Below are 24,093 nucleotides of genomic sequence, written 5' to 3' on the forward strand. Positions count from 1 at the left end.
TATGCTAAGTTGGCGAAAAAGCGCATTCCTGACAACAAAGTCATCGGATCTGACATGTTAATCAGCCATTTCCAGCACGGGCCGGTCAGTGCCTATCCGCGAGATTACGTGGATGGCGCACACCAGGAACTTCATCAACATCGCGAAGCGCAGTTACTGTATGCCGTGTGCGGGATGATGCGAGTGGTGACGGCGCAGGGTGCGTGGATCATTCCACCGACCCGCGCCGTGTGGATTCCGCCAAGGGTGGAACATGAGATTTTCATGTCCGGGGAGGTGCGCATGCGCTCGCTCTTCATCGACGCCGAACTGTCGCCGGCGAACCTGCAGCAGTGCTGTGTCCTGGCGGTCACGCCGCTGCTGCGCGAGCTGATCGTGCGGGCAGTGCAAGGCCCGCAGCACGCTGAAAATCCTCTGATTCAGCAACTGATGCTGCAAGAGCTGGCCAGCCTGGAAAACCTTGCGCTGCACATACCCATGCCCGAGGATCGGCGCTTGCAGAGCATCTGTCTGGCACTGCTGCAAAAACCTGATCACCTCAACACGCTGGAGGACTGGGCGCAGCAGGTCGGCGCCAGTTCACGCACTCTGGCACGACTGTTTCAGCAACAGCTCAAGATGACTTTCAATGACTGGCGCCAGCAACTGCGCTTGATGGAAGCCCTGCCCCGCCTGCTCGCCGGGGAAAGCGTGCAGAGCGTGGCGCAGGACCTGGGTTACGGCAGCGCCCGCGCGTTCAGCGCGATGTTCCGTCGTTTGCTGGGAGAAAATCCCCGGCAATACCTGAACACCCTGAACAAGCTGAGCGAACTCGGCGCCACGCAGGATCAGTGCATCTCGGTAAATGCGAGCTTCACACCGATTGCGATCAGTACCGCGCCCATGGTGCGATCGAACCAGTGACCCATGCGGGCGAAACCGGCGCGCACACGCTGCTGGCTGAACAGCATCGCCACCAGGCAGAACCAGGTCGCCGTCGCGGCGGCCAGGTAAATCCCGTAGCCGGCTTGTACCATCAGCGGCGTGTGAGGATTGATTACCACGGTGAACAGCGACAGGAAAAACAGCGTGGCTTTCGGGTTGAGACCATTGGTCACGAAACCTGAAGTAAAGGCGCCACGGGCCGTGCGCTCACCGGCTTCCTTGTGCAGATCATCCGCCACCGGTTTGGCTGGCTGCGCCCGCAAAGCCTTGAAACCGATGTACAACAGATAAGCGGCGGCGGCCCATTTCAGGGCATTGAACAGCATGATCGACTGGGACACGATCAGACCGATGCCCAGCAGCGAATAGCCGACGTGCAGGAAAATCGCGGTGCCGACGCCAAGCGCCGTCCAGGTGCCGGCGCGACGACCGTGGGTCACACTCTCACGCACCACCACGGCAAAGTCCGGGCCGGGACTGGCCACGGCCAGCAGGTGAATAAGGGCGACGGTCAAGAACTCTGTCCAGTACATGGGGGCTCCTTTTGGACAAGCGTAACTGATTGTTTCATCTGGTAGGCTCGGCAGATTACGCCTTCAGTTCAATGCACAAAAGGTACAGTTGATGACGAACATTCGCCGCGCCGTTTTCCTCGATCACCCGTCCCTGGATCTGGGCGATCTCGATCTCAATCCGTTACGCGATTGTTTCAGTGACTTGCAACTGTACGCCCAGACCCTCCCTGATCAGGTGATCGACCACCTAAAGGGCGCCACAGCGGCCATCACCAACAAAATCATGATCGACGCCGCCGCCATGGCCGCCAGCCCCGAGCTGAAGTTGATCCTCATCACCGCCACCGGCACCAACAATGTCGACCTCGCTGCGGCCCGTGCCCGCGGGATTACCGTGTGCAATTGCCAGGGCTACGGCACGCCGTCCGTGGCCCAACACACCCTCATGTTGCTGCTCAACCTGGCCACGCGCCTGGCGGACTATCAGAAAGCTGTCGGCGAAGGTCGCTGGCAACAGGCCAAACAGTTCTGCCTGCTGGACTACCCGATTGTCGAACTGGAGGGCAAAACCCTCGGTTTGCTCGGTCACGGCGAACTCGGCGGCGCGGTGGCGCGACTGGCCGAGGCCTTTGGCATGCGCGTGCTGTTGGGGCAGATTCCGGGGCGCCCTGCCCGGCCGGATCGCTTGCCATTGGAAGAACTGTTGCCGCAAATCGACGCATTGACCCTGCACTGCCCACTCAATGAACACACGCGCCATTTCATCGGCGCCCGCGAACTGGCCTTGATGAAACCCGGCGCATTCGTGGTCAACACCGCCCGTGGCGGTCTGATCGACGAGCAAGCGCTGGCCGATGCGCTGCGTAACGGCCACCTGGGTGGCGCCGCCACCGACGTACTGAGCGTCGAGCCGCCGACCCATGGCAATCCACTGCTGGCCCACGACATCCCGCGGCTGATCGTTACCCCGCACAACGCCTGGGGCAGTCGCGAAGCGCGGCAACGAATCGTGGGTCAAGTCACGGAAAACGCTCTGGCGTACTTCAGCGGTAAGGCGCTGCGGGTCGTCAGTTGATAAACTGCGGCACTTTTTTTCACAGGAGCAGTTATGGATCCGCGCAGTGAAGTACTGCTTCGTCAGGCTGAGTTATTCCAGGGTTCGGTGTTGCTGGCCGGTTTGCCCGCCGACGACTTGCTCGGTCGCCTGCCGGCCGCCCATGGCTGGTGCTGGCACGCCGGCGACCAGGCGGCCCTGGATGCGCGTTTTGCCGAGCGCAGCCATTTTGGCGTGAATGTCCCGCAGCGCGAGTTTGACAGCGCGGTGGTGTTTCTGCCCAAGTCCAAGGACCTGACCGATTACATCCTCAACGCCGTGGCTTCGCGCCTGGAAGGTCGTGAGGTGTTTCTGGTCGGCGAGAAAAAAAGCGGTATCGAGGGGGCGGCCAAGCAACTGAATCCGTTCGGCAAGCCGCGCAAACTCGACAGCGCGCGGCATTGTCAGCTCTGGCAAGTCACCGTGGCCAATGCACCGGCGGCCAAGCCGCTGGAAAGCCTGGTCCAGGCATACGAATTGCCGCTGGCGGAAGGCCCGCTCAAGGTCATCAGTCTGCCGGGCGTGTTCAGCCATGGTCGCCTGGATCGCGGCAGCGCGCTGTTGCTCGAGCACCTGGATAAACTGCCCAGCGGTCATTTGCTGGATTTCGGTTGCGGCGCGGGCGTGCTGGGGGCTGCGGTAAAGCGTCGTTATCCGCACAACCAGGTCACTTTGCTGGACGTGGACGCGTTCGCCGCCGCCAGCAGTCGCTTGACCCTGGCTGCCAATGGTCTGGAAGCAGACGTCATTACCGGTGACGGCATCGACGCCGCCCCCATGGGTCTGAGTGCGATTCTGAGCAATCCACCGTTCCATGTCGGCGTTCATACCGATTACTTCGCCACCGAAAACCTGCTGCGAAAAGCAGCCAAACATCTGAAAAACGGTGGCGAACTGCGCCTGGTGGCGAACAGCTTCCTGAAGTATCAACCACTGATCGAAGAGCATCTGGGTGTGTGCGCGATCAAGGCCGAAGGACAGGGTTTCCGAATCTACCGGGCCAAACGCGGATAAGAAATTTCTGCTTGCCGAATGGATTTTGCCTAGGCAGAATCCGCTCCGTCCTAGGGGAGTAGTCTCCCACGAGCGCCACGCTCGTCCGGCATGCGTCAACATACTTGGTCCTCAGACCATGGCGTATGCGACCCAAGCGTCCACATCAGATGGATCGCCGGGGTTTGACAAGACCTATGACACGAACACCTTACCCGGGGCGGGAAGGCTGTACGTGTCATAGCCGTGTCGACCCGCCCCTTAGGAAAACCCCTGATGCTGGATTCACTACTCGTACCTACCGCAATCGTTGCCTTGGCCGAAATCGGCGACAAGACGCAACTGCTCGCGCTCATTCTTGCCGCTCGCTTCCGCAAACCCTGGCCAATCATCGCCGGGATCATCGCCGCGACCCTGGCCAACCACGCAGCAGCCGGCGCGGTAGGCGCCTGGGTGGGGAGTTTCTTCTCGGATACGCTGCTGCACTGGATCCTCGCGGCGAGCTTCACCGCCACCGCACTGTGGACCCTGGTGCCGGACAAGATGGATGACGACGAAGCCAGCACCGCCCGCAAGTTCGGGCCGTTCCTGACAACGCTGATTGCTTTCTTCCTGGCCGAAATCGGCGACAAGACTCAGATCGCGACGGTGATGCTCGCCGCGCAATATCCGGAGCTGTGGCTGGTGATCATCGGCACCACGCTGGGCATGTTGATTGCCAACGTGCCGGTGGTGCTGGCGGGTAACTTTGCCGCAGACAAATTGCCGCTGACGCTGATCCGTCGACTCGCCGCCTCGGCCTTTTTCATCCTCGCCATTGTGGCGGTGTACAAGGCGATGCAGAGCAGCGGCTGGGTTTGACGCGTTAGAAGGGACTGTGGCGAGGGAGCTTGCTCCCTCGCCACAAAAGTTGAAAACGTGCAGCTTTTGCTGAATCCAATCAGGACTTCTTGGCCCGCTCGTAAAGCGGCATGACCTTCGGGATGGCCGCCTGCAAGGACGCAATACGACTCGACGACGCCGGGTGGGTGCTCATGAACTCCGGTGGAGCACCTTCCGAAGCCTTGCTCATCTTGTTCCACAGGGTGATCGCGGCATTCGGGTTGTAACCGGCCCGCGCAGCCAGCTCAAGGCCAATCAAGTCCGCCTCGTTTTCATTGGCGCGGCTGTTGGGCAAGGTCATGCCGTAGTTGGCCACAGTATCGGCCAGCGCCAGGCTGTCCTGACTCAATCCGAGCAAGGCACCGGCGCCCTGCTTGGCCATTTCGATGCCATAGGCCTTGGACATCGCTTCGCGACCGTGCTCGCGCAGGGCATGGGCGATTTCATGGCCGAGGATGGCGGCGATTTCGTCGTCGGTCAGCTTCAAGCTGTCCATCAGACCCGTGTAGAAAATGATCTTGCCACCTGGCCCGCAGTTGGCGTTGAGCTCATCGCTCTTGATCAGATTGACTTCCCACTTCCACTGGGCCGAATCCGGACGAAACACCGGAGCCTGGGCAATCAGCCGATTGGAGATCGTTTGAATGCGCTTGGCATCGTTACTGGTCTTGTCCAGCACACCCTGGGTGCTCGCCTCGCCTACCGTCTTTTGATAAGACTGGGCGTACATCTGATTGACCTCATCGGTGGACAACATGCTGAACATGTATTGCTTGCGCTCAACACCCACAGCTCCACCGTTGGTCGTGTTGACCGACTGACACCCGGCAAGCAGCAGACTCGCGCTCAGCCCACACAACACCAATGTCTTGTTCATCAAAAAACTCCGTGAAAACATGCCCGTATCCTATGCGCGCAAATGTATCGACGCCAGATACAACAGATGTAAGACGCCGATTTCGTGCAAAGCGCTCCCCCTTGCAGGAAAAAATTCACAAACCGACACATGCCACGGCCTTTCAGGGTTCGCCCTGATTCATTTACGACCTCGACCACGCCAAAACAGTCATTTCAGCAACGGCTTCTAATGCCCGCTCGACCTCCTGCCGATACACCACCGCAGTCGTCTTCTCGCGTGCGGAGCCCCCATGAAATTCAAGTCAATCCAGTTTTCCGTGGCAGCCCTTGCCGGTGCCATTGTTCTAAGTGTCGTGGCAGCGCTGGTCGTTTACGCACTGTTCTCCGGGGCACGGACGCAAGACATGGTCCAGCAGCGGACCCAGGCGCAATTCGAACAGGTGATCGAACAACGCCTGACGTCCCTTGCGCAGACCCAGGTCAGCCAGATTCAACGCGAACTCGAAGCGCCGCTGCTTATTGCCGGCGGACTGGTGCGAGTCAACGCCTTGATCGGCACGCCCGGAGCCGATGGACAGCCGGCACTGAGCCTCAGCCGCGAGCAGCTGATCAGCCTGATCAAGGAAAACGTCAGCAAAAACCCGAAGATTCTCGGCACCTACATTGGCTGGGAACCCAACGCCCTCGACCATAATGATGCGGCCTACGTCGGCACCAAAGTGGTCGGCATCGACGCCGCCAACGGGCGCTTCCTGCCCTGGTGGTTCCGCAATGAGGACGGTAGCCTCGGCCTGGACAAACTGGTGGACGTCGACGACCAGAAAACCCTGTCCACCGGTGTGCGCGCCAGCGAGTACTACCTGTGTTCGAAAGAAACCAAAAAATCCTGCGTGATCGATCCGGCGCCCTACAAGGTCGGCGACAAAATCGTCATGCTCGCTTCCTTTATCGAACCGATCATGCTCAACGGCGCCTTCCAGGGCATCGTCGGCGCCGACCTCTCGGTGAACTTCATCCAGGAAATGCTCCTGGGCGCCAACCAGAAGCTCTACAGCGGTGCCGGTGAAATGGCCCTGATCGGCGGCAACGGCCGAATCGTTGCCTACACCAAGGACCCGAGCAAGTTCGGCGAAAAGGTCAGCGACATTCTCGACAGCAAGCAGATTGCCAACATGGCCAATCTCAAGCGAGGCGAAGTGACCTATACCGTCGACAAGGCCCAGGGCCGGATCGAGTTGTACCTGCCCTTCGGCATTGGCCAGACCGATGCCCGCTGGACCCTGATGCTGCAATTGCCGTTGGACGCGGTGATGGCCGACCTGCAAAAACTGCAGGCTGACCTCAACACCCAACGCAAATCCGACACCTTCGGCATGGCCATGGTTGGCTTGCTGATTGCCGGTATCGGCTTGCTGGTGATCTGGCTGGTGGGCCACGGCATTGCCCGCCCACTGAAGCAAATGGTCGCCATGCTCGACGATATTGCCCAGGGCGAAGGCGACCTGACCCGCCGCTTGACCAGCGACCGTGCTGACGAACTGGGCTCGATCGCCAAAGGCTTCAACACCTTCCTGGCCAAGTTGCAGGCGATGATCACTCAGGTGGTGGCCTCGGTGCAGAGCGTCAGCGATTCGTCGGAACACACCGCCGACATCGCCATTCGCACCAACACCGGGGTGCACAAGCAGATGGCCGAGATCGATCAAGTCGCCACCGCGGTGCACGAAATGACCGCCACCGCCCAGGACGTGGCACGCAACGCGACCCAGGCTGCACAGGCCGCCAGTCATGCGGATCAGGCTGCCAGTCAGGGTATGCAAATCGTCCGCGACACCTCGACCTCCATTGGCGCGCTTGCACTGGAAATCGGCCGCGCGGTCGGCGTCGTGCAGACCCTGGCCAAGGACAGTGAAAACATCAACGCGATCCTCACGGCCATTCGCGGCATTGCCGAACAAACCAACCTGCTGGCCTTGAACGCCGCCATTGAAGCGGCACGGGCCGGTGAACAGGGCCGAGGATTTGCGGTGGTGGCTGACGAAGTGCGCAATCTGGCGCAGAAGACCCAGAAAGCCACGGAAGAAATCCAGGCCATGATTCAACAGCTGCAGCAAGGCACTCGGGACGTGGTGCGGGTCATGGAAGACAGCCAGAACCGCACCGACGAAAGCGTGCAACACGCGGCGAAAGCGGCAGAGGCCTTGGAAACCATTACAAAAGCGGTGTCGGTGATCAACGACATGAACACCCAGATCGCCAGCGCCGCCGAGGAGCAAAGCGCGGTGGCCGACGATATCAACCGTAACGTGATCAACATCGGCCAGGTGGCCAATGAAGTGGCCGGCGGCGCGGATGAATCGAGCGCGGCCAGTGCGGACCTGACCAAACTGGCCGAACAACAGCGGCGGTTGATCAATCAGTTCAGGGTTTGATTCGAGGCAGCCCATCGCTGGCAAGCCAGCGATGGGGCCGGTCCAGTCGCCAAAGAACTCAACCCGGCGTCAAACACTCCGGCCCATTGAGCTTCGGATCATTGACCATGTTCGCCAGCACCCGTTCGCGCAATGCCGCGGGTTCGCTGGCCAGCAACGCCTGCAAGGCATGTAGCGGCGTTTCCGGATCGAGCCAGAGGTCCTGCCCCGCCGCATCGAGAATCAGCGGTCGGCGCTGACTGGCGGCGGGCTGGGTAATCACGGCCGTACTCAACCACACCTGTTCCTGCACCGGATACGCCTCCCAGATGGCCGCGAAAAACAACGACGAGCCCTCCCCCGGCGTCAACCAGTACGGGCGCTTGCGCGTGGTGCCACGCCATTCATAGAAACCGTTGGCCGGCAACAGGCAGCGGCGTTCGCGCAGGGCCTGGCGAAACATCGGCTGTTCAGCAACGGTTTCGGCGCGGGCATGGGCCGGGGTGCGCGACAGATCGGTCAGCCAGGGCGGCGTCAGCCCCCAACGGGCACGGGCCAGTTCACGCTGGCCATCCGCGCCCGCACGCAGCATCAACACTGAATCATTGGGGGAAATGTTCCACTGCGCCTGCTGATCGGCGGGAAAACCGGGCAGGGCCGCGAAGGCGGGATTCCAGCGAAACAGGGCATAACGTCCACACATGGGGCAGCACGACTCTTGATCAAACGAACGCCAGCCTAACAGACCAGCGTGCCGGGAAAGCTTTCCGGTTCATCGCCGGACAGCGGCAGCGCGGCATTGTACGCGGTGATCAGCTCCCGGGCGTATTGCGCCTGATCGTTCTCCACCGCCAACCCCAGCAGGCCGAAGATTGGCAGCTCGCCGCTGCCACCCACCAGATCGCGACCGACCAGATGCGCTTCGATGCCTTCGCTGGCCAGCATGCTTTGCAGCAACTCGCCTTCCATCAGGTTTTCCGGTTCATAGATGCGCTGCATAAAGGGCTCTCACTCGTCTTCTGCATGCACGTCGAGCATCCATTCCTGACCATCGGTTTGCAGTGTGAACACAATCGGCCGACAACACACCGGACAGTCCTCGATGTACTCCTGATCGCCGCCAGACAAGTCCAGAACCGCTTCGCAATCTTCACCACAATACGGACATTGATAATGCTCGGTTTCCAGCATCGCGGTCTCCCAGGTGACTTGTGCGTATAATCGCCGGTCTATTTGCAGGGCCATTTTTGTCTGACTACTTTTTCAGACCGTGTCCCGCCGGTTTTCGATCAAAACCTTTACTTACCCTAGCCGTTTCTAACAAGAGAGCATGATGGGCGAATTCGATGCCATCCGACCTTACGACGACAGCGAAGTCCCGGCAGTACTGGCACGGCTGCTCGGCGACAAGGCGTTTCTAGATATCCTCACCCACTTCCGCTTCCCGCGTTTTGCTGGCGCTTTAGGCTGGGCGCTCAAACCTCTTATAGCTCATCGGCTGCGTCGTGAGTTCGCCGGTGTCAATTCGGTCGCCTCCTTGCAGGACAAAGTCGAGGTGTATGTCGACCACACCATCGAGCGGGCCACGGACGGCGTGACGTACACCGGCGTCGAGCAGTTCAAGTCCGGCAGCGCCTATGTGTTCATTGCCAACCACCGCGACATCGTGATGGACCCGGCCTTCGTCAACTACGCCGTGTACCACGCCGGCCTGCCGACCCCACGCATCGCCATTGGCGACAACCTGCTGCAAAAGCCCTTCGTCAGCGACCTGATGCGTCTGAACAAGAGCTTCATCGTGCACCGTTCGATCACCGGTCGCCGCGAGAAGATGGCGGCCTACCAGTTGCTCTCGGCGTACATCAATCATTCGATCCGCAACGATTGCGCCTCGATCTGGATCGCCCAGGCCGAGGGCCGGGCCAAGGACGGCGACGACCGTACCGAGTCGGCGATCCTCAAGATGTTCCACATGAGCCGCAAGGACGAGCCGTTCGGCGAAGTCATCCGCTCGCTGAACCTCACACCAGTGTCGATTAGCTACGAATACGACCCATGCGACCTGGCCAAGGCCCGCGAGCTTTATATCCGCGCCACCACCGGCAGCTACACCAAGGCGCCGGGGGAGGACGACGTCAGCATCGCCAAAGGCATTACCGGTTACAAAGGCCGGGTCCATGTGAACTTTGCCGCGCCGATCACTGAACTGTTCGAGGACACCAAGCAACTGGCTGTCGAAATGGACAAGCAAATCCTCGGCGGCTACCGCCTGTTCCCGGTGCACTACCTGGCCTATGCGCAATGGAAGGACGCCGACCCGCAATTGCATGTGCCGAGCGCCGCCGAGATATTCCCGGCCGCCGAACTGGCCAAGGCCCAGGAGCAATGGCAACAGCGCCTGGACGCTTGCCCCGAAGAGCATCGCCCGTTCCTGGTGCTGCAATATGCGACGCCGGTACGCAATCAGTACCGCGTGAAGGCCGGGTTGCCGCTGTAAGGCCATTCGCAGAGACGACAACGGCGCCTTTGGGGCGCCGTTTTTGTTTTCTGATTACTACCGGGTTACATCAGGTTCAGACTCGAGTGCTGATCCACGACACCAGCAACGCCAACCCCAGGCAGGCAAAACCGAAGGCGTAGAAAAACCGGTTCATGCGCAGCGTCGCACCATCGAGCAATAGCATGGGCTCATCGACGCGACGGCTCTGGCTCTGCGCTTGCAGGCTGGCGATCGCGCGCAGCTCACGGCGACGGGCTGCGTGCAGCAGCCATCCGCCAGGGCACGCAAAGAGCAAGGCCAGCAGATTGATCAATTTGGCGGGATGGGTGGTAAACAGCGTCATCAAATGCAACGACATGACAAACCTCTGGCAAAACCGGTGTGACGGACGCCGAACCGGCGACTGCGGCGCGGATTCTACCGAAAGCCTCTGCGCCTGCCCTGCCTTTCCGACAAATAACAAGCATTCGACCAATGGTTGTCCTGCGTCATGGGGCCGTCATCTGAATACGTCAGTCTGTCGCCCCTCGAAACCGACAGGGACTGCGTCATGTTGCACGCCGAAAACCAGGATCGCCTCTACCTCATCAATCACAGCGACGAACAACAAACCCTCGTCGGCAGCCTCGCCTTCAACGTTCAGGACCGCCATTGGCTGGTGTACTGCGCGCTCGGCGGCCATCAACACGCGGACTTGCCCGAAGCGGATTTGCTGACGGGTGTGAGTGTGCTGGAGTTTTACTCGCAAGCGGCCTGAGAACTGTTTCCTTTGTAGGAGCGAGCCTGCTCGCGATGGGCTTGAGGATGCCGCGGGGTATCAGATTTCCCGCGTAATCGTTGACGACCATCGCGACGGTGCGACGATTCGACAGGCTCGCTCCTACAGGGCTCGCATTACTCGCCGAGAATCTGCCCGACGGTCGGGTCCTTGAACAGTCGGGTCAAGGCATCGCTCAACACGTCGCTGACCAGCTTGGTGTTGGTTTCCTGGTTCGGCGCCATGCCGAAACGCTGGTCCAGGGATGAACCATAACGACCGCTGTAGCGACGGTTGGCATTCTGCACATCGGAGCGGAACGTCGCGCCAATGGTCGCCTCGGTCACATACATGCCTTCTTTGGGCGACTGATACTTCAGTTCGGTCAGGGTCACGGTCAGTTGTGGCGCATTCATCGCATTGGCTGTCGGGGTGAAGCCCAGCAGGCGCACGGCGGCTTCAGCCTGAGCCTGCAACTTCGGCAGGATCTGCTGGCCCTGCACGGTAATCGCGCTGGTTTCCGGGTACAGGCCACCACGGGTGCCCAGGGTCGGCGACGGACGGCCGTCCACCACACGCACCACCACCGGCTGACCATGGCCTACCGGCGCCAGTTGCGCCGTGAGCTTGGGTTCCGGACTCAGTTGTTGCGGACTGTGGGCGCAGCCGACCAGCGTGAGGCTGGTCACAGTAATCAAACCGAACAACAGGCGTTGCAACATGCTCTTCTCTCCAGAATCAGGCACAAACAGGCCGGCAGTATAGCGGTGCGCCACTGCGGCTAACTAGGGTCAGGCAACGATTACTGAAATCTCTGACAAACCCTTCAGAGCGCGGTTCCTGTCACGCATCCTTCACCCGCCATTCACCTGCGCGTCATGACGAACTGTCACCTTGATCGGTAGCCGTCCATAAGGTAATTGACCATGCGCGTTCTCGTTTCACTGTTCGCACCACGCCCGCGCCACCGCAGCTTCGCCCTGCTCGACAGCCAGGGCCATTGCCAGGCATTCAAGCAATGCAGCCTCCAGCCCATGGGCGATGGCTGGGTCGAAATCGAAGAAATCCGCCTTTGCTGGCTGCACCAACCGCTGCCCGCTGGTGCCCGCATCGACCAGCCTCAATCCCGTTCACGGGTGCAATAACTGCTAACCACCTGACCAGACGCCTAATAAAAGTCATTAAACACGACCAATTCCCTGCGTTTCTTCGCTACAATCTCCCCCCGATTATAAGGACGTCTCCTGATCGGGCCTCGCAGCATCGTCAATGCCCTGGTATTGACACCCCGCACCGCCCACAGAGAGCCGCCCACACAGATCGAGTGAAGCTGGCGCGCTTGCTGTTCCTTTGGCAGCCCCCCTCTTTTCGCGAATCTGCAGAGCTGTCATTACGCTCGGTTACTGAGCTGTTTGCCCGTTTTGCCTGCCGTGTATTCCCTGGCGGCACATCATCCGGGCACGGTGCCAGGCTGGGACAGCCCTTTTTGAGGTTCACGTCTTCAAAAGAGCGTGAAAAAAACGGGTTTTCACAACTTCACAAGAGTGTGGCGAGCAAATGAATAGTTTTGCGTCTGAACATGCACCATTAGCGTCTACAACAGCCCAACGACACAGGACCGAGTATTCCTCGAACACCGGAGCCTGAAGCCTGTCCGCTACGGATTTGGTTGCACAAACGGATGTATCGACCATAAGTCGAATTGCCAGCCGCACGTTGAAATGAGTTCATGGGACTCTGACTAGACCCGGCAGGTAGCGTCCGTCGAAGTTGCGAAAAATTGCGAAGATTCGGACATGGCGATCCTGCCATGGGTACCTGGGGCCACATAGACATGCCCCGTCACTCCTGGCAGCCATGCCGTCAATTTGGTGCTGCAGATTTTGGAGACGCGTTAAATGGCGCATAACGAAGCAGTCGACGTAGTACTGGTTGGGGCCGGCATCATGAGTGCCACCCTTGCGGTGCTGCTCAAAGAGCTCGACCCCGCGATCAAGCTGGAAGTCGTCGAGCTGATGGATTCCGGAGCCGCGGAGAGTTCCAACCCGTGGAACAACGCCGGTACCGGTCACGCTGGTCTGTGCGAGTTGAACTACACGCCGCAGGCTGCCGATGGCACCGTCGACATCAAGAAGGCCGTGCACATCAACACCCAGTTCGAGGTGTCGAAGCAATTCTGGTCGTACCTGACCAAAAAAGGCACGTTCGGCTCGTGCAAATCGTTCATCAGCCCGGTTCCGCACCTGAGTTTCGTGCAGGGTGAAAGTGGCGTTTCCTTCCTCAAGGAGCGCTTCAAGGTGCTGAGCAAGCACCACGCCTTCGCCGACATGGAGTACACCGAAGACAAGGCTAAAATGGCAGAGTGGATGCCATTGATGATGCCTGGGCGCGACCCTGGCGAAACCCTCGCCGCCACCCGAGTGATCAATGGTACCGACGTCAACTTCGGCGCCTTGACCAACCAGTTGCTCAAGCACCTGACCAGCGCACCCGATGCCCAGGTCAAGTACTGCAAGCGTGTGACCGGCCTGAAGCGCAATAACGGCGGCTGGACCGTCAGCATCAAGGACGTCAACAGCGGCAATTCCCGTGATGTCGATGCCAGGTTCGTGTTCCTCGGTGCCGGCGGCGCGGCGTTGCCACTGCTGCAAGCTTCGGGCATCGAAGAAAGCAAAGGCTTCGGCGGCTTCCCGATCAGTGGCCAATGGCTGCGTTGCGACAACCCGGAAGTGGTCAAGCATCACCAGGCCAAGGTCTATAGCCAGGCTGCCGTGGGTTCGCCACCGATGTCCGTGCCGCACCTGGACACCCGTGTCGTCGATGGCAAGAAGTCTCTGCTGTTCGGACCTTACGCCGGCTTCACCACCAAGTTCCTCAAGCACGGTTCCTTCATGGACCTGCCGATGTCGGTTCGCGCCGGCAACATCGGCCCGATGCTCGCCGTGGCGAAGAACAACATGGACCTGACCAAATACCTGGTCAGCGAAGTGATGCAATCGATGGAACAGCGTCTGGATTCCCTGCGTCGCTTCTACCCTGAAGCAAAAGCCGAAGACTGGCGCCTGGAAGTGGCCGGCCAACGGGTGCAGATCATCAAGAAAGACCCGAAAAAAGGCGGCGTTCTGCAGTTCGGTACCGAACTGGTCGCAGCCAAGGACGGCTCCCTGGCCGCCCTGCTCGGCGCTTCGCCGGGTGCCTCGGTGACCGTTTCGATCATGCTCGAGCTGATCGAAAAATGCTTCCCGGGCAAAGCCAAAGGCGAATGGGCTGCCAAACTGGCAGAAATCTTCCCGGCCCGTGAAAAAGTCCTGGAAACCGACGCTGCGCTGTATCGCAAGATCAACACGCAGAACAACGTCGCGCTGGAACTGGTTCAGGCAAGCAGCGAAACCGAAAGCTACGCTTGATTGAACCCCATAAAAAAACGCCCCGTTCTCATTGAGAGCGGGGCGTTTTTTTATGCCTTTGAAAAGCGGTCAGCCGCGAGCTTTCTCGATCAGCTCGATGTAGTCCGATGCGTTGCGCTGATCCTTGATCAGGGCGACAAAATCATTGCCGTGCTCATCCTTGCCATTCAGGTCCAGGCCGGCTTCGGCGAAGAACTTCAGAAAACGCTCGAAATCATCGATACGCAGACCACGGTAGGCTTTCACCAGTTTGTGCAACGAAGGCGAAGTGGCGTCGACCGGTTCGAAATCGAGGAACAACTTGATCTGCTCATCGCCGATCTCGTCACCAATCACTTGTTTCTTATCTTTACGCATTGCCGACTCCAGCTCGCAGACATTTCACGGGGCAGGCAGTTTACCCCTGCGCGGGCCTGGCACTCAACGCGGACGAACACTACCGGTGTGCAGGTCGGCCCAGATATGGCCGTTGGCGTAACTGAGGAACTGGCAATACACCGTGTCATTGCGCAGCAAGTCCATCACCACCCGGTACTGAGCCAGCGGGTAATAGAGCGTCAGGGTTTTACTCTTGTCGTCGTAGACCGGTTTTTTCAGGCTTTTGCTTTCGCCATCGAAGTAGACCAGCACCTGATTGATCGTGGCGCCCTTGTTCAAGGACTTGCCCTTGAGGCGGATCGACAGCTGTGAGGTGACCGGAATCGGTTGCTGGTTGGACTGGCGTTGAGCACCAAGCACCACTGAATAGTCCGTGACCTGCATCAATTGCTGCTGCTCAGGATCGGCGTCGCGCAGCGACAGGTCGTCCGGTGGCAAGAATTGCGCGTGCATCGGCGCCGGGGCGGCGGCCAGGGGAAGGCTGAGGGTCAGCAACAGGGCGGCGCAGCAACGGATCGAACGGCTCATGACAGGCTCCGGAATCGGGGCTGAGCACTCTAGCATGAGCTAACAGGACTGGATGGCTGGACTCATCTCTTGTTGGAACGGGCCTGCTCGCGATGGTGTGTCAGACAACATCTATGTAACTGACACTCCATCGCGAGCAGGCTCGCTCCTACAGATCATGGTTCAGTCGAACTGCGCACGCATCCAGGCGTGATACTCCGCGACACCCGGCTCGCCTTCACGCGGCGCCCAGTGGGCCAGCTCACCTTCACCGACCGGGCGGTAAGGGCCGGCCTTGCATTCGAACATCAGGCTGTCGGGCTCCAGCACTACCAGACCGTGGAACACACCTGTTGGCAGGTCCACGCCGACGCAATCTCCACCGGCTTGCAAGACCGACCTGCTCAGCACTGCGCCAGATTCGTCAAAGATCAACAAGCCCAGTTTCCCTTTGAGCACCAGCAAGGTTTCAGCCTTGTTTTCCCCCAGGTGCCGGTGAGGCGGAATATAGGTGGCGGGCTGCAAGCCCACCGCCATGCGGTGGCAAGCCTCTTCCATCTGGTGAAAATTATGATGTTGGCGCCCGCGAGGATTGGCCGCGGCTTTCTCGGCCAGCTCAGCGAACAGCGTTTGATCAAGAAAGCTCGTCTTGGTCATGGTCTTACATACCCTTAACGGCAAAAATCCCGTTGGCGTTGCGCCAGTAGCCTTTGTAGTCCATGCCGTAGCCGAAGATGTAACGGTCGATGCACGGCAAACCGACGAAATCGGCCTTGAGGTCCGGACGCGCCTTGCGGTCATGGTCCTTGTCGATCAGCACGGCAGTGTGCACTTTACGCGCGCCAGCGTGTTTGCAGAAGTCGATGATCGCGCCCAGGGTGTGGCCTTCGTCGAGGATGTCATCAATGATCAGCACGTCACGGTCGATGAACGACACTTCCGGCTTGGCCTTCCAGAACAGCTCGCCGCCGCTGGTTTCGTTGCGATAGCGGGTGGCGTGCAGGTAGGACGCTTCCAGCGGGAACTGCAGATGGGTCAGCAGTTTGCCGGCGAAAATCAGCCCGCCGTTCATCACACAGAACACCACCGGATTGCTGTCGGCCAGTTGCTCATTGATGTGCGCACCGACGCGGGCGATGGCCGCCTCGACTTCAGCTTCGGTGTACAGGCAGTCAGCCTCTCGCATGACTTGACGGATATGCTCGAGATCAGCGGACATGGCGCTCTCCTGGGGTGGTAACGGGGGGGACGAAGTGAGGAAAAGCGGGCAAAGGTACGCATCCCGCACGGCCAGATCAAGCCTTTGTGGACTAACGTACTGTATGTCTATAGGACAACACCCTCGGATAGATTAATCTAGGCCGGTTTTTTTGCCCGCCGCCGGAGCCTTTCCCATGCCCATCCTCGAGATCCGCCATCCGCTGATCCGTCATAAACTTGGCCTGATGCGCCGCGCAGACATCAGCACCAAGAATTTCCGTGAGCTCGCTCAGGAAGTCGGCGCACTGCTGACCTATGAAGCCACCAAAGACCTGCCGCTTGAAACCTACGATATCGAAGGTTGGTGCGGCACCGTGTCGGTCGAGAAAATCGCCGGCAAGAAAATCACTGTAGTACCGATCCTGCGCGCCGGCATCGGCATGCTCGAAGGCGTGCTGAGCCTGATTCCGGGCGCCAAAGTCAGCGCCGTGGGCGTGGCTCGCAACGAGGAGACCCTCGAAGCCCACACCTACCTGGAGAAACTCGTACCCGAAATCGACGAACGGCTCGCGATGATCATCGACCCGATGCTCGCCACTGGCGGCTCGATGGTCGCCACCATCGACCTGCTGAAAAAGGCTGGCTGCAAGGACATCCGCGCCATGGTGCTGGTTGCCGCGCCGGAAGGCATCGCGGCGGTCGAGAAAGCTCACCCTGACGTGACCATCTATACCGCTTCCATCGATCAGAAATTGAACGAGCACGGTTACATCATTCCGGGCCTGGGCGATGCCGGTGACAAGATCTTCGGCACCAAGCAGAAGGACGCTTGACCATGCAGGATGAGTTCAACGATCCGCTCTGGCGCACGGTGCTGTCTGGCGCACAGATGCTGTTCGTGGCCTTCGGCGCTTTGGTGCTGATGCCGCTGATCACCGGCCTGGACCCGAACGTGGCGCTGTTTACCGCCGGCCTGGGGACGATTCTGTTCCAGATCGTCACCGGGCGTCAGGTGCCGGTGTTCCTGGCGTCGAGCTTTGCCTTCATCACCCCGATCATCCTCGCCAAAGGCCAGTTCGGCCTGGCCGCGACCATGGGCGGCGTGATGGCGGCCGGTTTCGTCTACACCTTCCTCGGCCTGGCGGTGAAGATCAAAGGCACCGGTTTCATCGACCGCCTGCTGCCGCCCGTGGTCATCGGCCCGGTGATCATCTCCATCGGCCTGGCCATGGCGCCGATTGCCGCCAACATGGCCATGGGCAAGGCCGGCGACGGTTCTGAACTGATTCATTACCAGACGGCGATGATGATCTCGATGCCAGCGTTGCTGACCACCCTGATCGTCGCCGTGTTCGGCAAAGGCATTTTCCGCCTGGTACCGATCATTTCAGGCGTGCTGGTGGGTTTCGGCATGTCGTTCTACTTCGGCGTGGTCGATACCGCGAAGATTGCTGCGGCTCCATGGTTCGCCCTCCCCCACTTCACTGCGCCGGAGTTCAACTGGCAGGCGATTCTGTTCATCGTTCCGGTGGCCCTGGCCCCGGCCATCGAACACATCGGCGGCGTGATCGCCGTGGGTAGCGTGACCGGTCGCGATTACCTGAAGAAACCCGGCCTGCACCGCACCCTGCTCGGCGATGGCATTGCCACCACCGCTGCCGGTCTGTTCGGCGGTCCGCCCAACACCACCTACGCCGAAGTGACCGGCGCAGTGATGTTGACCAAGAACTACAACCCGAAAATCATGACCTGGGCGGCGATCTTCGCCATCAGCCTGGCGTTCATCGGCAAGTTCGGCGCGCTGCTGCAAAGCATTCCGGTGCCGGTAATGGGCGGGATTCTCTGCCTGTTGTTCGGCTCGATCGCAGCCGTGGGCATGAACACGCTGATTCGCCACAAAATCGACCTGGGCGAAGCACGCAACCTGGTGATTGTCTCGGTGACCCTGGTGTTCGGGATTGGCGGCGTACTGATCGGAACCGGCACGGGTCCCGATGACTTCGGCCTCAAAGGCATCGCGCTGTGCGCGGTGGTGGCGATTGCGCTGAACCTGATCCTTCCGGGCAACGACAGCTGGAAGCACAAGAAGGCGAATGAGCCGCTGTTGTAACAGATTAACCCCTGTGGCGAGGGAGCTTGCTCCCGCTGGGTCGCGAAGCGGCCCCAAAACTCTCGCAGTCGATGAAGATTTTGTGAGTGCTACGCACTCAAGCGGGAGCAAGCTCCCTCGCCACAGGTTGTATTCCTATAGCGCCAATGGCGCTCTTTCACACAACGCACTCAACGCTCGCGCCCACTGCGGATCATCGTTGAGACACGGCACCAGCACCAATTCCTCCCCTCCCGCTTCGAGGAATTGCTCTCGTCCGCGATCACCGATTTCCTCCAGCGTCTCGATGCAGTCGGCGACGAAGGCCGGGCACATCACCAGCACCTTCTTCACTCCACTTTTGGCCAGTTCATCGAGGCGCGCTTCAGTGTAGGGCTCAATCCATTTCGCCCGGCCCAGTCGCGATTGAAACGACACCGACCACTTGCCATCCGGGAGGCCCATGCGCTTGGCAAATTCAGCCGCGCTACGCAGGCATTGAGCGCGGTAACAGGTCGTCAGGGAGGCCGGCGAAGCGTTCCTGCAGCAATCATCATTCTTGAAGCAATGCTGGCCGGTCGGATCGAGCTTGGTCAGGTGCCGCTCAGGCAGGCCGTGAAAGCTCAACAACAGGTGGTCGTAATCCTGTTGCAGATAAGGCTTGGCACTGGCCACCAACGCATCGAGGTATTCCGGTTGATCGTAAAACGGCTGGAGCACCGACAGCTGAACGTTGAGTTTTTTCTCGCGCACCACCCGCTTGGCTTCTTCGATCACAGTGGTGGTGGTGCTGTCGGCAAACTGCGGATATAGCGGCGCCAACGTGATTCGCTGGTGACCCGCCGCCACCAGGCGCAACAGCGACGACTCAATGGACGGTTCGCCGTAACGCATCGCCAGCTCAACAGGCCCGTGCTTCCAATGGGCAGTCATGGCTTGTTGCAGGCGACGGCTTATCACCACCAGTGGCGAGCCTTCCTCCCACCAGATCGAAGCATAGGCATGGGCCGACTGCTCAGGGCGCTTGATCAGGATCAGCGACACCAACAGACGCCGAACCGGCCATGGCAGGTCGATCACATACGGGTCCATCAGAAACTGATTGAGGTAGCTGCGTACATCCGCCACCGAGGTGGAGGCGGGTGAGCCCAGGTTGACCAGAAGCAACGCGTGATCCGTCATGCAACATCCTATTTCAGAGGCGGCTGGATAAATCATCCAGGGCCGCGCGCAAATCAGTGAACTGGAAAGTGAAACCCGCCTGCAGCAAACGAACCGGTGTGGCTCGCTGACCGCCCAGCAACAACATCGACAACTCGCCCAGGCCGACCCTCAACGCAAAGGCCGGCATCGGCATGAACGCCGGGCGGTGCAGCACGCTGCCCAGGGTTTTGGCAAATTCGCGATTGCGCACCGGCTTCGGTGCGCAGGCATTATATGGACCGCTGGCGTCGTTGCGGTGCAGAAGAAAATCAATCAAGGCGATTTGGTCGTTGATGTGAATCCACGGCATCCACTGCCGACCGCTGCCAATCGGGCCGCCCAGCCCGCATTTGAACGGCAGCAACAACCGCGACAAAAAACCGCCCTCGGCCGACAGCACCAGCCCGGTGCGGATGAGGATCACACGAACACCCAACGCGTCGGCGCGCTGAGCGGTCTCCTCCCAGGCGATGCACAGCTGACTGGCGAAATCTTCGCTGACCGGTGGCGAGTCCTCGGTCAGTTCACGCTCGCCGCCATCGCCGTACCAACCCACCGCCGACCCCGATATCAGAACCTGAGGTTTCTGTTCGCGGCTCTCGATCCAGGCCAGCAGGCTTTCGGTCAAAGTAATACGGCTGCTCCACAACAAGGCCTTGCGCTTGTGAGTCCATGGACGGTCCGCGATCGGTGCACCGGCGAGGTTGACGATGGCATCGACGGGAGCATCACCCAGATCTTCGAGCCTTGCGATTCCACGCGCTTGAGCGCCACAGATTTTCGCGACTTTTTCAGGCCTGCGACTCCAGACAGTCAAGCGATGACCCTGTCTCGACCAGAGTTGGCAGAGCTGACGTCCTATCAAACCAGTACCGCCGGTCAGCAATATGTGCATGACATCTTCCTCGCGTGGCGTTTTACCCTGATCACTAGTCTATTTTTATAAGCAAGGGATCTTTTGGTATCGGGCAGGCTCTGTGTTTAACAATAGGCCAAGCTGTCAGAACGAGAACGCTAAAAGTTATACCAAAAAACAATATTGTACAGGTTTAAACCCCGGCGTAGTCTGTACAGAAAGGTAAACGAGGCCCTTATGACTGTACCTATCGCAATCATCGGCACCGGCATAGCCGGGTTATCAGCCGCACAAGCCCTGACAGACGCAGGGCATGTCGTTCAACTTTTCGATAAAAGCCGCGGCAGTGGCGGACGCATGTCGAGCAAGCGCAGCGACGCAGGTGCCCTGGACATGGGCGCGCAATACTTCACCGCTCGCGATCGCCGCTTCGTCACCGAAGTGCAACGCTGGCAGGCCAATGGCTGGGTCGCCGAGTGGACACCCCAGCTCTACACCTTCCACGGCGGACAGCTCAACTTGTCGCCGGACGAACAGACGCGCTGGGTCGGCACGCCGCGCATGAGCGCCATAACCCGCGCCCTGCTGGGTGACCTGGAAGTGCATTTCGCCTGCCGCATCACCGAGGTCTATCGCGGCGAAGAACACTGGCACCTGCAGGACGCCGAGGGCTTCACCCATGGCCCCTTCAGCCATGTGGTAATCGCCACGCCGGCGCCTCAGGCAACCGCCTTGCTCGCCTCGGCACCGAAGCTTGCCGGCGCTGCCGCCGGGGTGAAAATGGACCCTACCTGGGCCGTCGCCCTGGCATTCGAAACCCCGCTGGACACCCCCATGGAAGGCTGTTTCGTACAGGACAGTCCGCTGGACTGGCTGGCACGCAACCGCAGTAAACCAGGACGCGACAACACACTCGACACCTGGGTGTTGCATGCCACCAGCGCCTGGAGTCGCCAGCACATCGACCTGCCCAAGGAAGCGGTGATCGAGCAATTGCACGGTGCCTTCGCCGAACTGTTGCACAGTGCGATGCCCGCCCCCAGCTTCAGCCTCGCCCACCGCTGGCTCTATGCCCGCCCGGCAAGCAGCCATGAGTGGGGCACCCTCGCCGATGCCGATCTGGGCCTGTACGCGTGTGGCGACTGGTGTCTGTCCGGCCGCGTCGAAGGCGCCTGGCTCAGCGGCCAGGAAGCCGCCCGCCGCTTGCATGAGCATCTGCAGTGAACCGCATCAACCCGAGCAAATTGCTGCTGTCGAAATGGACAGCAGCCCATCCGCAAAACCGCGAAAAACACTTCCTGGTGACTGAACTGTTGCGTGACGACGAAGGGACAGTGCTGAAAGTGGAGTTACAAGCGGTGCTGACCAAACGCAGTGAGTGGTACGACTGGCAGGTCTTGAAAAATAGCGACAGCTGGAAATTGGGCTGGAACTAGACCCTGGGGCGATGGCAGCGACACCTCCAACCTCCCAGCTGTGAGCCAGCGCGCAGAGGATTTCTGCCCCCTCGACCAAAACTTATACAAACTATTTGACTTGTACACCTTTGAACCTATGATGAACCTATGTTGTACAGATTATGAAGTCTGTATAGGTTTAGATTCCGAGGTGCTCCGATGCTCCAGTCGCCTGCCAAACCGAAAATCGCCATTAGCGCTTGCCTGACCGGCGCAGAGGTACGCTACAACGGCGGGCACAAGGAATCGCGCTTGTGCAGCCGCGTCCTCACCGACTACTTCGATTTCGTGCCGGTCTGCCCGGAAGTCGCGATTGGCCTGGGCATTCCCCGGGAGCCGATCCGGCTGGTCGGTGATCCGAATCAACCCGAAGCCGTCGGGACGATCAACCGCGAGATCAACGTCACCCGGCCATTGGCCGATTACGGCCGGCAGATGGCCGCAGAGCTGCGCGACATCAGCGGCTACATCTTCATGCAGAAGTCACCGTCCTGCGGACTGGAGCGGGTCAAGGTCTACCGCGAAAATGGTGCGCCGGTCGATGGGGGTGGCCAGGGCATCTATGCCCGTGCGTTTTGCGCCCTGCATCCGGATTTACCGGTAGAAGAAGACGGCCGACTCAATGACCCGGTACTGCGCGAAAACTTTATCACCCGTGTGTTCGCCTACAGCGCCTGGCAGCAATTGCTGCAAGAAGGCCTGACTCGACGCGGCCTCACTGAATTTCACTCACGCTACAAATACCTGCTGATGGCCCACAACCCGATGCAATACAAAACCCTGGGCAATCTGCTGGGCAGCATGGGCCGCACCGACCCGAAAGAACTTGGCTCGCGCTACTTCAGCGAGTTGATGGCGGCCCTGAAAAAATGCGCCACCCGCCGCACCCACACCAATGTGCTGCAGCACATCAGCGGCTACTTGAAACAGGCGATCAGTGCCGAGGACAAGCGGGAAATGCAACACATCATCGGCCAGTACCGTCACGGCATCGTGCCACTGGTGGTGCCGCTGACGCTGCTCAAACACCACTTCCGCCAGCACCCTGACCCGTACATCGCGCAGCAGGTTTACCTGCAACCGCACCCGGAAAACCTCAGCCTGCGAAATGCCATCTGATGAAAGCCCCACTCGACAGCAGCGCCAGTGAAGACCTCGGCGCCGATTTCAAGAAAGCCCTGGACGAAGGCTGGCTGCCGATCCGTGAAGTGGCCCGGCAAACCGGGGTCAACGCCATCACCTTGCGCGCTTGGGAGCGACGCTATGGCCTGATCGTGCCGCAACGCACGCCCAAGGGGCATCGACTGTTTTCAGCCGAACATGTGCAACGCATCCTGACCATCCTCACCTGGCTCAATCGCGGCGTAGCCGTCAGCCAGGTCAAGCAATTGCTCGACACCCCGCAAGAATTCAGCGAGTCCACCGAGAACGATTGGCAGCGTCTTCGCCAGACCTTGTTGCAAGCCGTTGCGACTTTGTCCGAGCGCACGCTGGACGACACTGTCAATCAGGTCATGGCCCTGTATCCGCCACGGACCTTGTGCGAACAACTGCTGATGCCATTGCTCACCGATCTGGAACAACGCTGGCAAGGCCAGTTCGGCGCGCAAATGGAGCGGGTGTTTGTTTACTCCTGGCTGCGCAGCAAATTCGGCGCGCGCATCTACCATAACAATCGTCAGCTACACACCGCGCCGCTGCTGTTGATCAATCACTCGGACCTGCCCCTGGAACCTCACCTGTGGCTGACCGCGTGGCTGATCAGCAGCGCCGATTGCCCGGTGGAAGTGTTCGACTGGCCCCTGCCCGCCGGCGAACTGGCGCTGGCGGTCGATCACCTGCAACCCCGTGGCGTACTGCTGTATTCCAGCAAAGCCATCAATCCTTCGCAGCTGCCGAAACTTTTCAATGGCGTCAGCTGCCCAAAAATGATTGCCGGACCAACGGTATGCATCCACCACGCCGAGTTGTCCGTAAAAACATCAGAGATCGCTGATCTGTATGTGGCTGAAGATCCTTTGACGGCTCATCAAGTACTGGTTCAGCGCGGGCTTATCTAATGC

Annotated in this window: 27 protein-coding genes, 2 pseudogenes and 1 riboswitch; of the genes and pseudogenes, 16 read left to right on the plus strand and 13 right to left on the minus strand. The window is 59.8% G+C overall.

All coding sequences use genetic code 11. From position 1 onward, the window contains the following. Positions 1–54: 54 nt before the first annotated feature. Positions 55–816: pseudogene (locus ACGJAX_RS01285) on the plus strand (AraC family transcriptional regulator); the annotation flags it as partial. An 11-nt stretch (positions 817–827) separates the two neighbouring features. On the opposite strand, the gene ACGJAX_RS01290 reads toward ACGJAX_RS01285, so the two are convergent. Then, complete coding sequence (locus tag ACGJAX_RS01290; RefSeq protein WP_090325073.1) at positions 828–1,457, minus strand: LysE family translocator; 630 nt, start codon at positions 1,455–1,457, stop codon at positions 828–830. Positions 1,458–1,548: 91 nt separating this feature from the next. On the opposite strand from ACGJAX_RS01290, the gene ACGJAX_RS01295 reads away from it, so the two are divergent. From ACGJAX_RS01295 to ACGJAX_RS01305, 3 genes are all read left to right on the plus strand, one after another. Next, positions 1,549–2,514 (plus strand): 2-hydroxyacid dehydrogenase, encoded by a 966-nt coding sequence (locus ACGJAX_RS01295; protein ID WP_390957232.1) that lies wholly within the window; start codon positions 1,549–1,551, stop codon positions 2,512–2,514. 33 nt (positions 2,515–2,547) lie between these two features. Continuing rightward, the gene (locus tag ACGJAX_RS01300) at positions 2,548–3,546 is read left to right on the plus strand and encodes a methyltransferase (RefSeq protein ID WP_390957233.1); all 999 of its coding nucleotides are present in this window, start codon (positions 2,548–2,550) and stop codon (positions 3,544–3,546) included. A gap of 41 nt (positions 3,547–3,587) precedes the next feature. Next, positions 3,588–3,711, plus strand: a riboswitch (yybP-ykoY riboswitch). A 90-nt stretch (positions 3,712–3,801) separates the two neighbouring features. After that, the gene (locus tag ACGJAX_RS01305; protein ID WP_090325078.1) at positions 3,802–4,386 is read left to right on the plus strand and encodes a TMEM165/GDT1 family protein; all 585 of its coding nucleotides are present in this window, start codon (positions 3,802–3,804) and stop codon (positions 4,384–4,386) included. 79 nt (positions 4,387–4,465) lie between these two features. On the opposite strand, the gene ACGJAX_RS01310 is transcribed toward ACGJAX_RS01305, so the two are convergent. After that, positions 4,466–5,284, minus strand: a complete 819-nt coding sequence (locus tag ACGJAX_RS01310) for a M48 family metalloprotease (protein WP_390957234.1) — start codon at positions 5,282–5,284, stop codon at positions 4,466–4,468. 1,450 nt (positions 5,285–6,734) lie between these two features. Between ACGJAX_RS01310 and ACGJAX_RS01315 the strand changes: the two are divergent. Then, a pseudogene (locus tag ACGJAX_RS01315) lies at positions 6,735–6,794 on the plus strand (hypothetical protein); the annotation flags it as partial. Positions 6,795–6,992: 198 nt separating this feature from the next. Then, the gene (locus tag ACGJAX_RS01320; protein WP_390959777.1) at positions 6,993–7,697 is read left to right on the plus strand and encodes a methyl-accepting chemotaxis protein; all 705 of its coding nucleotides are present in this window, start codon (positions 6,993–6,995) and stop codon (positions 7,695–7,697) included. Positions 7,698–7,755: 58 nt separating this feature from the next. Here ACGJAX_RS01320 and ACGJAX_RS01325 read toward each other — a convergent pair whose 3' ends face one another. From ACGJAX_RS01325 to ACGJAX_RS01335, 3 genes are read right to left on the minus strand one after another with little or no spacing between them, the layout of a single operon-like run. Beyond that, positions 7,756–8,379 carry an SOS response-associated peptidase gene (locus ACGJAX_RS01325; protein ID WP_090325083.1) on the minus strand — a complete coding sequence of 208 codons (624 nt, stop codon included), beginning with the start codon at positions 8,377–8,379 and terminating at the stop codon, positions 7,756–7,758. Positions 8,380–8,414: 35 nt separating this feature from the next. Further along, complete coding sequence (locus tag ACGJAX_RS01330; RefSeq protein WP_090325085.1) at positions 8,415–8,675, minus strand: putative signal transducing protein; 261 nt, start codon at positions 8,673–8,675, stop codon at positions 8,415–8,417. 9 nt (positions 8,676–8,684) lie between these two features. After that, positions 8,685–8,867, minus strand: coding sequence for a CPXCG motif-containing cysteine-rich protein (locus ACGJAX_RS01335; protein WP_390959779.1), 183 nt, complete (start codon positions 8,865–8,867; stop codon positions 8,685–8,687). Positions 8,868–9,009: 142 nt separating this feature from the next. On the opposite strand from ACGJAX_RS01335, the gene ACGJAX_RS01340 reads away from it, so the two are divergent. After that, positions 9,010–10,173 carry a 1-acyl-sn-glycerol-3-phosphate acyltransferase gene (locus ACGJAX_RS01340; RefSeq protein ID WP_174552487.1) on the plus strand — a complete coding sequence of 388 codons (1,164 nt, stop codon included), beginning with the start codon at positions 9,010–9,012 and terminating at the stop codon, positions 10,171–10,173. Positions 10,174–10,249: 76 nt separating this feature from the next. Here the strand turns inward: ACGJAX_RS01340 and ACGJAX_RS01345 are convergent, their stop codons facing one another. Beyond that, positions 10,250–10,534, minus strand: coding sequence for a hypothetical protein (locus ACGJAX_RS01345; RefSeq protein WP_090325090.1), 285 nt, complete (start codon positions 10,532–10,534; stop codon positions 10,250–10,252). A gap of 192 nt (positions 10,535–10,726) precedes the next feature. On the opposite strand from ACGJAX_RS01345, the gene ACGJAX_RS01350 reads away from it, so the two are divergent. Then, positions 10,727–10,933 (plus strand): hypothetical protein, encoded by a 207-nt coding sequence (locus ACGJAX_RS01350; protein ID WP_090325091.1) that lies wholly within the window; start codon positions 10,727–10,729, stop codon positions 10,931–10,933. 137 nt (positions 10,934–11,070) lie between these two features. Here ACGJAX_RS01350 and ACGJAX_RS01355 read toward each other — a convergent pair whose 3' ends face one another. Further along, positions 11,071–11,655 (minus strand): YajG family lipoprotein, encoded by a 585-nt coding sequence (locus ACGJAX_RS01355; RefSeq protein ID WP_090325093.1) that lies wholly within the window; start codon positions 11,653–11,655, stop codon positions 11,071–11,073. A gap of 204 nt (positions 11,656–11,859) precedes the next feature. Here ACGJAX_RS01355 and ACGJAX_RS01360 point away from each other — a divergent pair, with 204 nt between their 5' ends. Together ACGJAX_RS01360 and mqo are read left to right on the plus strand one after the other, a co-directional pair. Further along, positions 11,860–12,078 (plus strand): hypothetical protein, encoded by a 219-nt coding sequence (locus tag ACGJAX_RS01360; protein ID WP_390957235.1) that lies wholly within the window; start codon positions 11,860–11,862, stop codon positions 12,076–12,078. Positions 12,079–12,831: 753 nt separating this feature from the next. Continuing rightward, complete coding sequence (gene mqo / locus ACGJAX_RS01365) at positions 12,832–14,340, plus strand: malate dehydrogenase (quinone) (RefSeq protein WP_390957236.1); 1,509 nt, start codon at positions 12,832–12,834, stop codon at positions 14,338–14,340. Positions 14,341–14,409: 69 nt separating this feature from the next. On the opposite strand, the gene ACGJAX_RS01370 is transcribed toward mqo, so the two are convergent. The 4 genes from ACGJAX_RS01370 to ACGJAX_RS01385 form a co-directional block, all read right to left on the minus strand. Next, entirely contained in the window at positions 14,410–14,697 is a 288-nt protein-coding gene (locus tag ACGJAX_RS01370) for a PA4642 family protein (RefSeq protein ID WP_090325097.1), read from the minus strand. Between the two features lie 63 nt (positions 14,698–14,760). Next, entirely contained in the window at positions 14,761–15,246 is a 486-nt protein-coding gene (locus tag ACGJAX_RS01375; protein WP_090325099.1) for a hypothetical protein, read from the minus strand. A gap of 162 nt (positions 15,247–15,408) precedes the next feature. Further along, positions 15,409–15,882: a WbuC family cupin fold metalloprotein gene (locus tag ACGJAX_RS01380; RefSeq protein ID WP_090325100.1), complete on the minus strand. Its 474-nt coding sequence runs from the start codon at positions 15,880–15,882 to the stop codon at positions 15,409–15,411. A 4-nt stretch (positions 15,883–15,886) separates the two neighbouring features. Continuing rightward, complete coding sequence (locus ACGJAX_RS01385) at positions 15,887–16,444, minus strand: hypoxanthine-guanine phosphoribosyltransferase (protein ID WP_090325102.1); 558 nt, start codon at positions 16,442–16,444, stop codon at positions 15,887–15,889. 175 nt (positions 16,445–16,619) lie between these two features. Here ACGJAX_RS01385 and upp point away from each other — a divergent pair, with 175 nt between their 5' ends. Together upp and ACGJAX_RS01395 are read left to right on the plus strand one after the other, a co-directional pair. After that, complete coding sequence (gene upp, locus ACGJAX_RS01390; protein WP_090325104.1) at positions 16,620–17,258, plus strand: uracil phosphoribosyltransferase; 639 nt, start codon at positions 16,620–16,622, stop codon at positions 17,256–17,258. A gap of 2 nt (positions 17,259–17,260) precedes the next feature. Continuing rightward, on the plus strand, positions 17,261–18,535 hold the full coding sequence (locus tag ACGJAX_RS01395; RefSeq protein ID WP_090325106.1) for a uracil-xanthine permease family protein: 1,275 nt from the start codon (positions 17,261–17,263) through the stop codon (positions 18,533–18,535). 135 nt (positions 18,536–18,670) lie between these two features. Here the strand turns inward: ACGJAX_RS01395 and hemH are convergent, their stop codons facing one another. Both hemH and ACGJAX_RS01405 read right to left on the minus strand, forming a co-directional pair. Further along, entirely contained in the window at positions 18,671–19,696 is a 1,026-nt protein-coding gene (gene hemH / locus ACGJAX_RS01400; RefSeq protein ID WP_247256335.1) for a ferrochelatase, read from the minus strand. Between the two features lie 13 nt (positions 19,697–19,709). Further along, positions 19,710–20,612 carry a TIGR01777 family oxidoreductase gene (locus ACGJAX_RS01405; RefSeq protein ID WP_390957237.1) on the minus strand — a complete coding sequence of 301 codons (903 nt, stop codon included), beginning with the start codon at positions 20,610–20,612 and terminating at the stop codon, positions 19,710–19,712. A 198-nt stretch (positions 20,613–20,810) separates the two neighbouring features. Between ACGJAX_RS01405 and ACGJAX_RS01410 the strand changes: the two genes are divergently transcribed. The 4 genes from ACGJAX_RS01410 (at position 20,811) to ACGJAX_RS01425 (ending at position 24,090) form a co-directional block, all read left to right on the plus strand. Then, positions 20,811–21,797, plus strand: coding sequence for an NAD(P)/FAD-dependent oxidoreductase (locus ACGJAX_RS01410; RefSeq protein WP_047533123.1), 987 nt, complete (start codon positions 20,811–20,813; stop codon positions 21,795–21,797). Beyond that, positions 21,794–22,009, plus strand: a complete 216-nt coding sequence (locus ACGJAX_RS01415; RefSeq protein ID WP_090325111.1) for a TIGR02450 family Trp-rich protein — start codon at positions 21,794–21,796, stop codon at positions 22,007–22,009. The genes ACGJAX_RS01410 and ACGJAX_RS01415 overlap by 4 nt, the downstream gene beginning before the upstream one ends. Positions 22,010–22,189: 180 nt before the next feature. Next, on the plus strand, positions 22,190–23,149 hold the full coding sequence (locus ACGJAX_RS01420) for a DUF1722 domain-containing protein (protein WP_390957238.1): 960 nt from the start codon (positions 22,190–22,192) through the stop codon (positions 23,147–23,149). Next, complete coding sequence (locus tag ACGJAX_RS01425; protein WP_390957239.1) at positions 23,149–24,090, plus strand: MerR family transcriptional regulator; 942 nt, start codon at positions 23,149–23,151, stop codon at positions 24,088–24,090. The genes ACGJAX_RS01420 and ACGJAX_RS01425 overlap by 1 nt, the downstream gene beginning before the upstream one ends. The last annotated feature ends 3 nt before the right edge of the window (positions 24,091–24,093 follow it).

Source organism: Pseudomonas moorei (assembly GCF_042846945.1).
Classification (GTDB): Bacteria; Pseudomonadota; Gammaproteobacteria; order Pseudomonadales; family Pseudomonadaceae; genus Aquipseudomonas; species Aquipseudomonas moorei.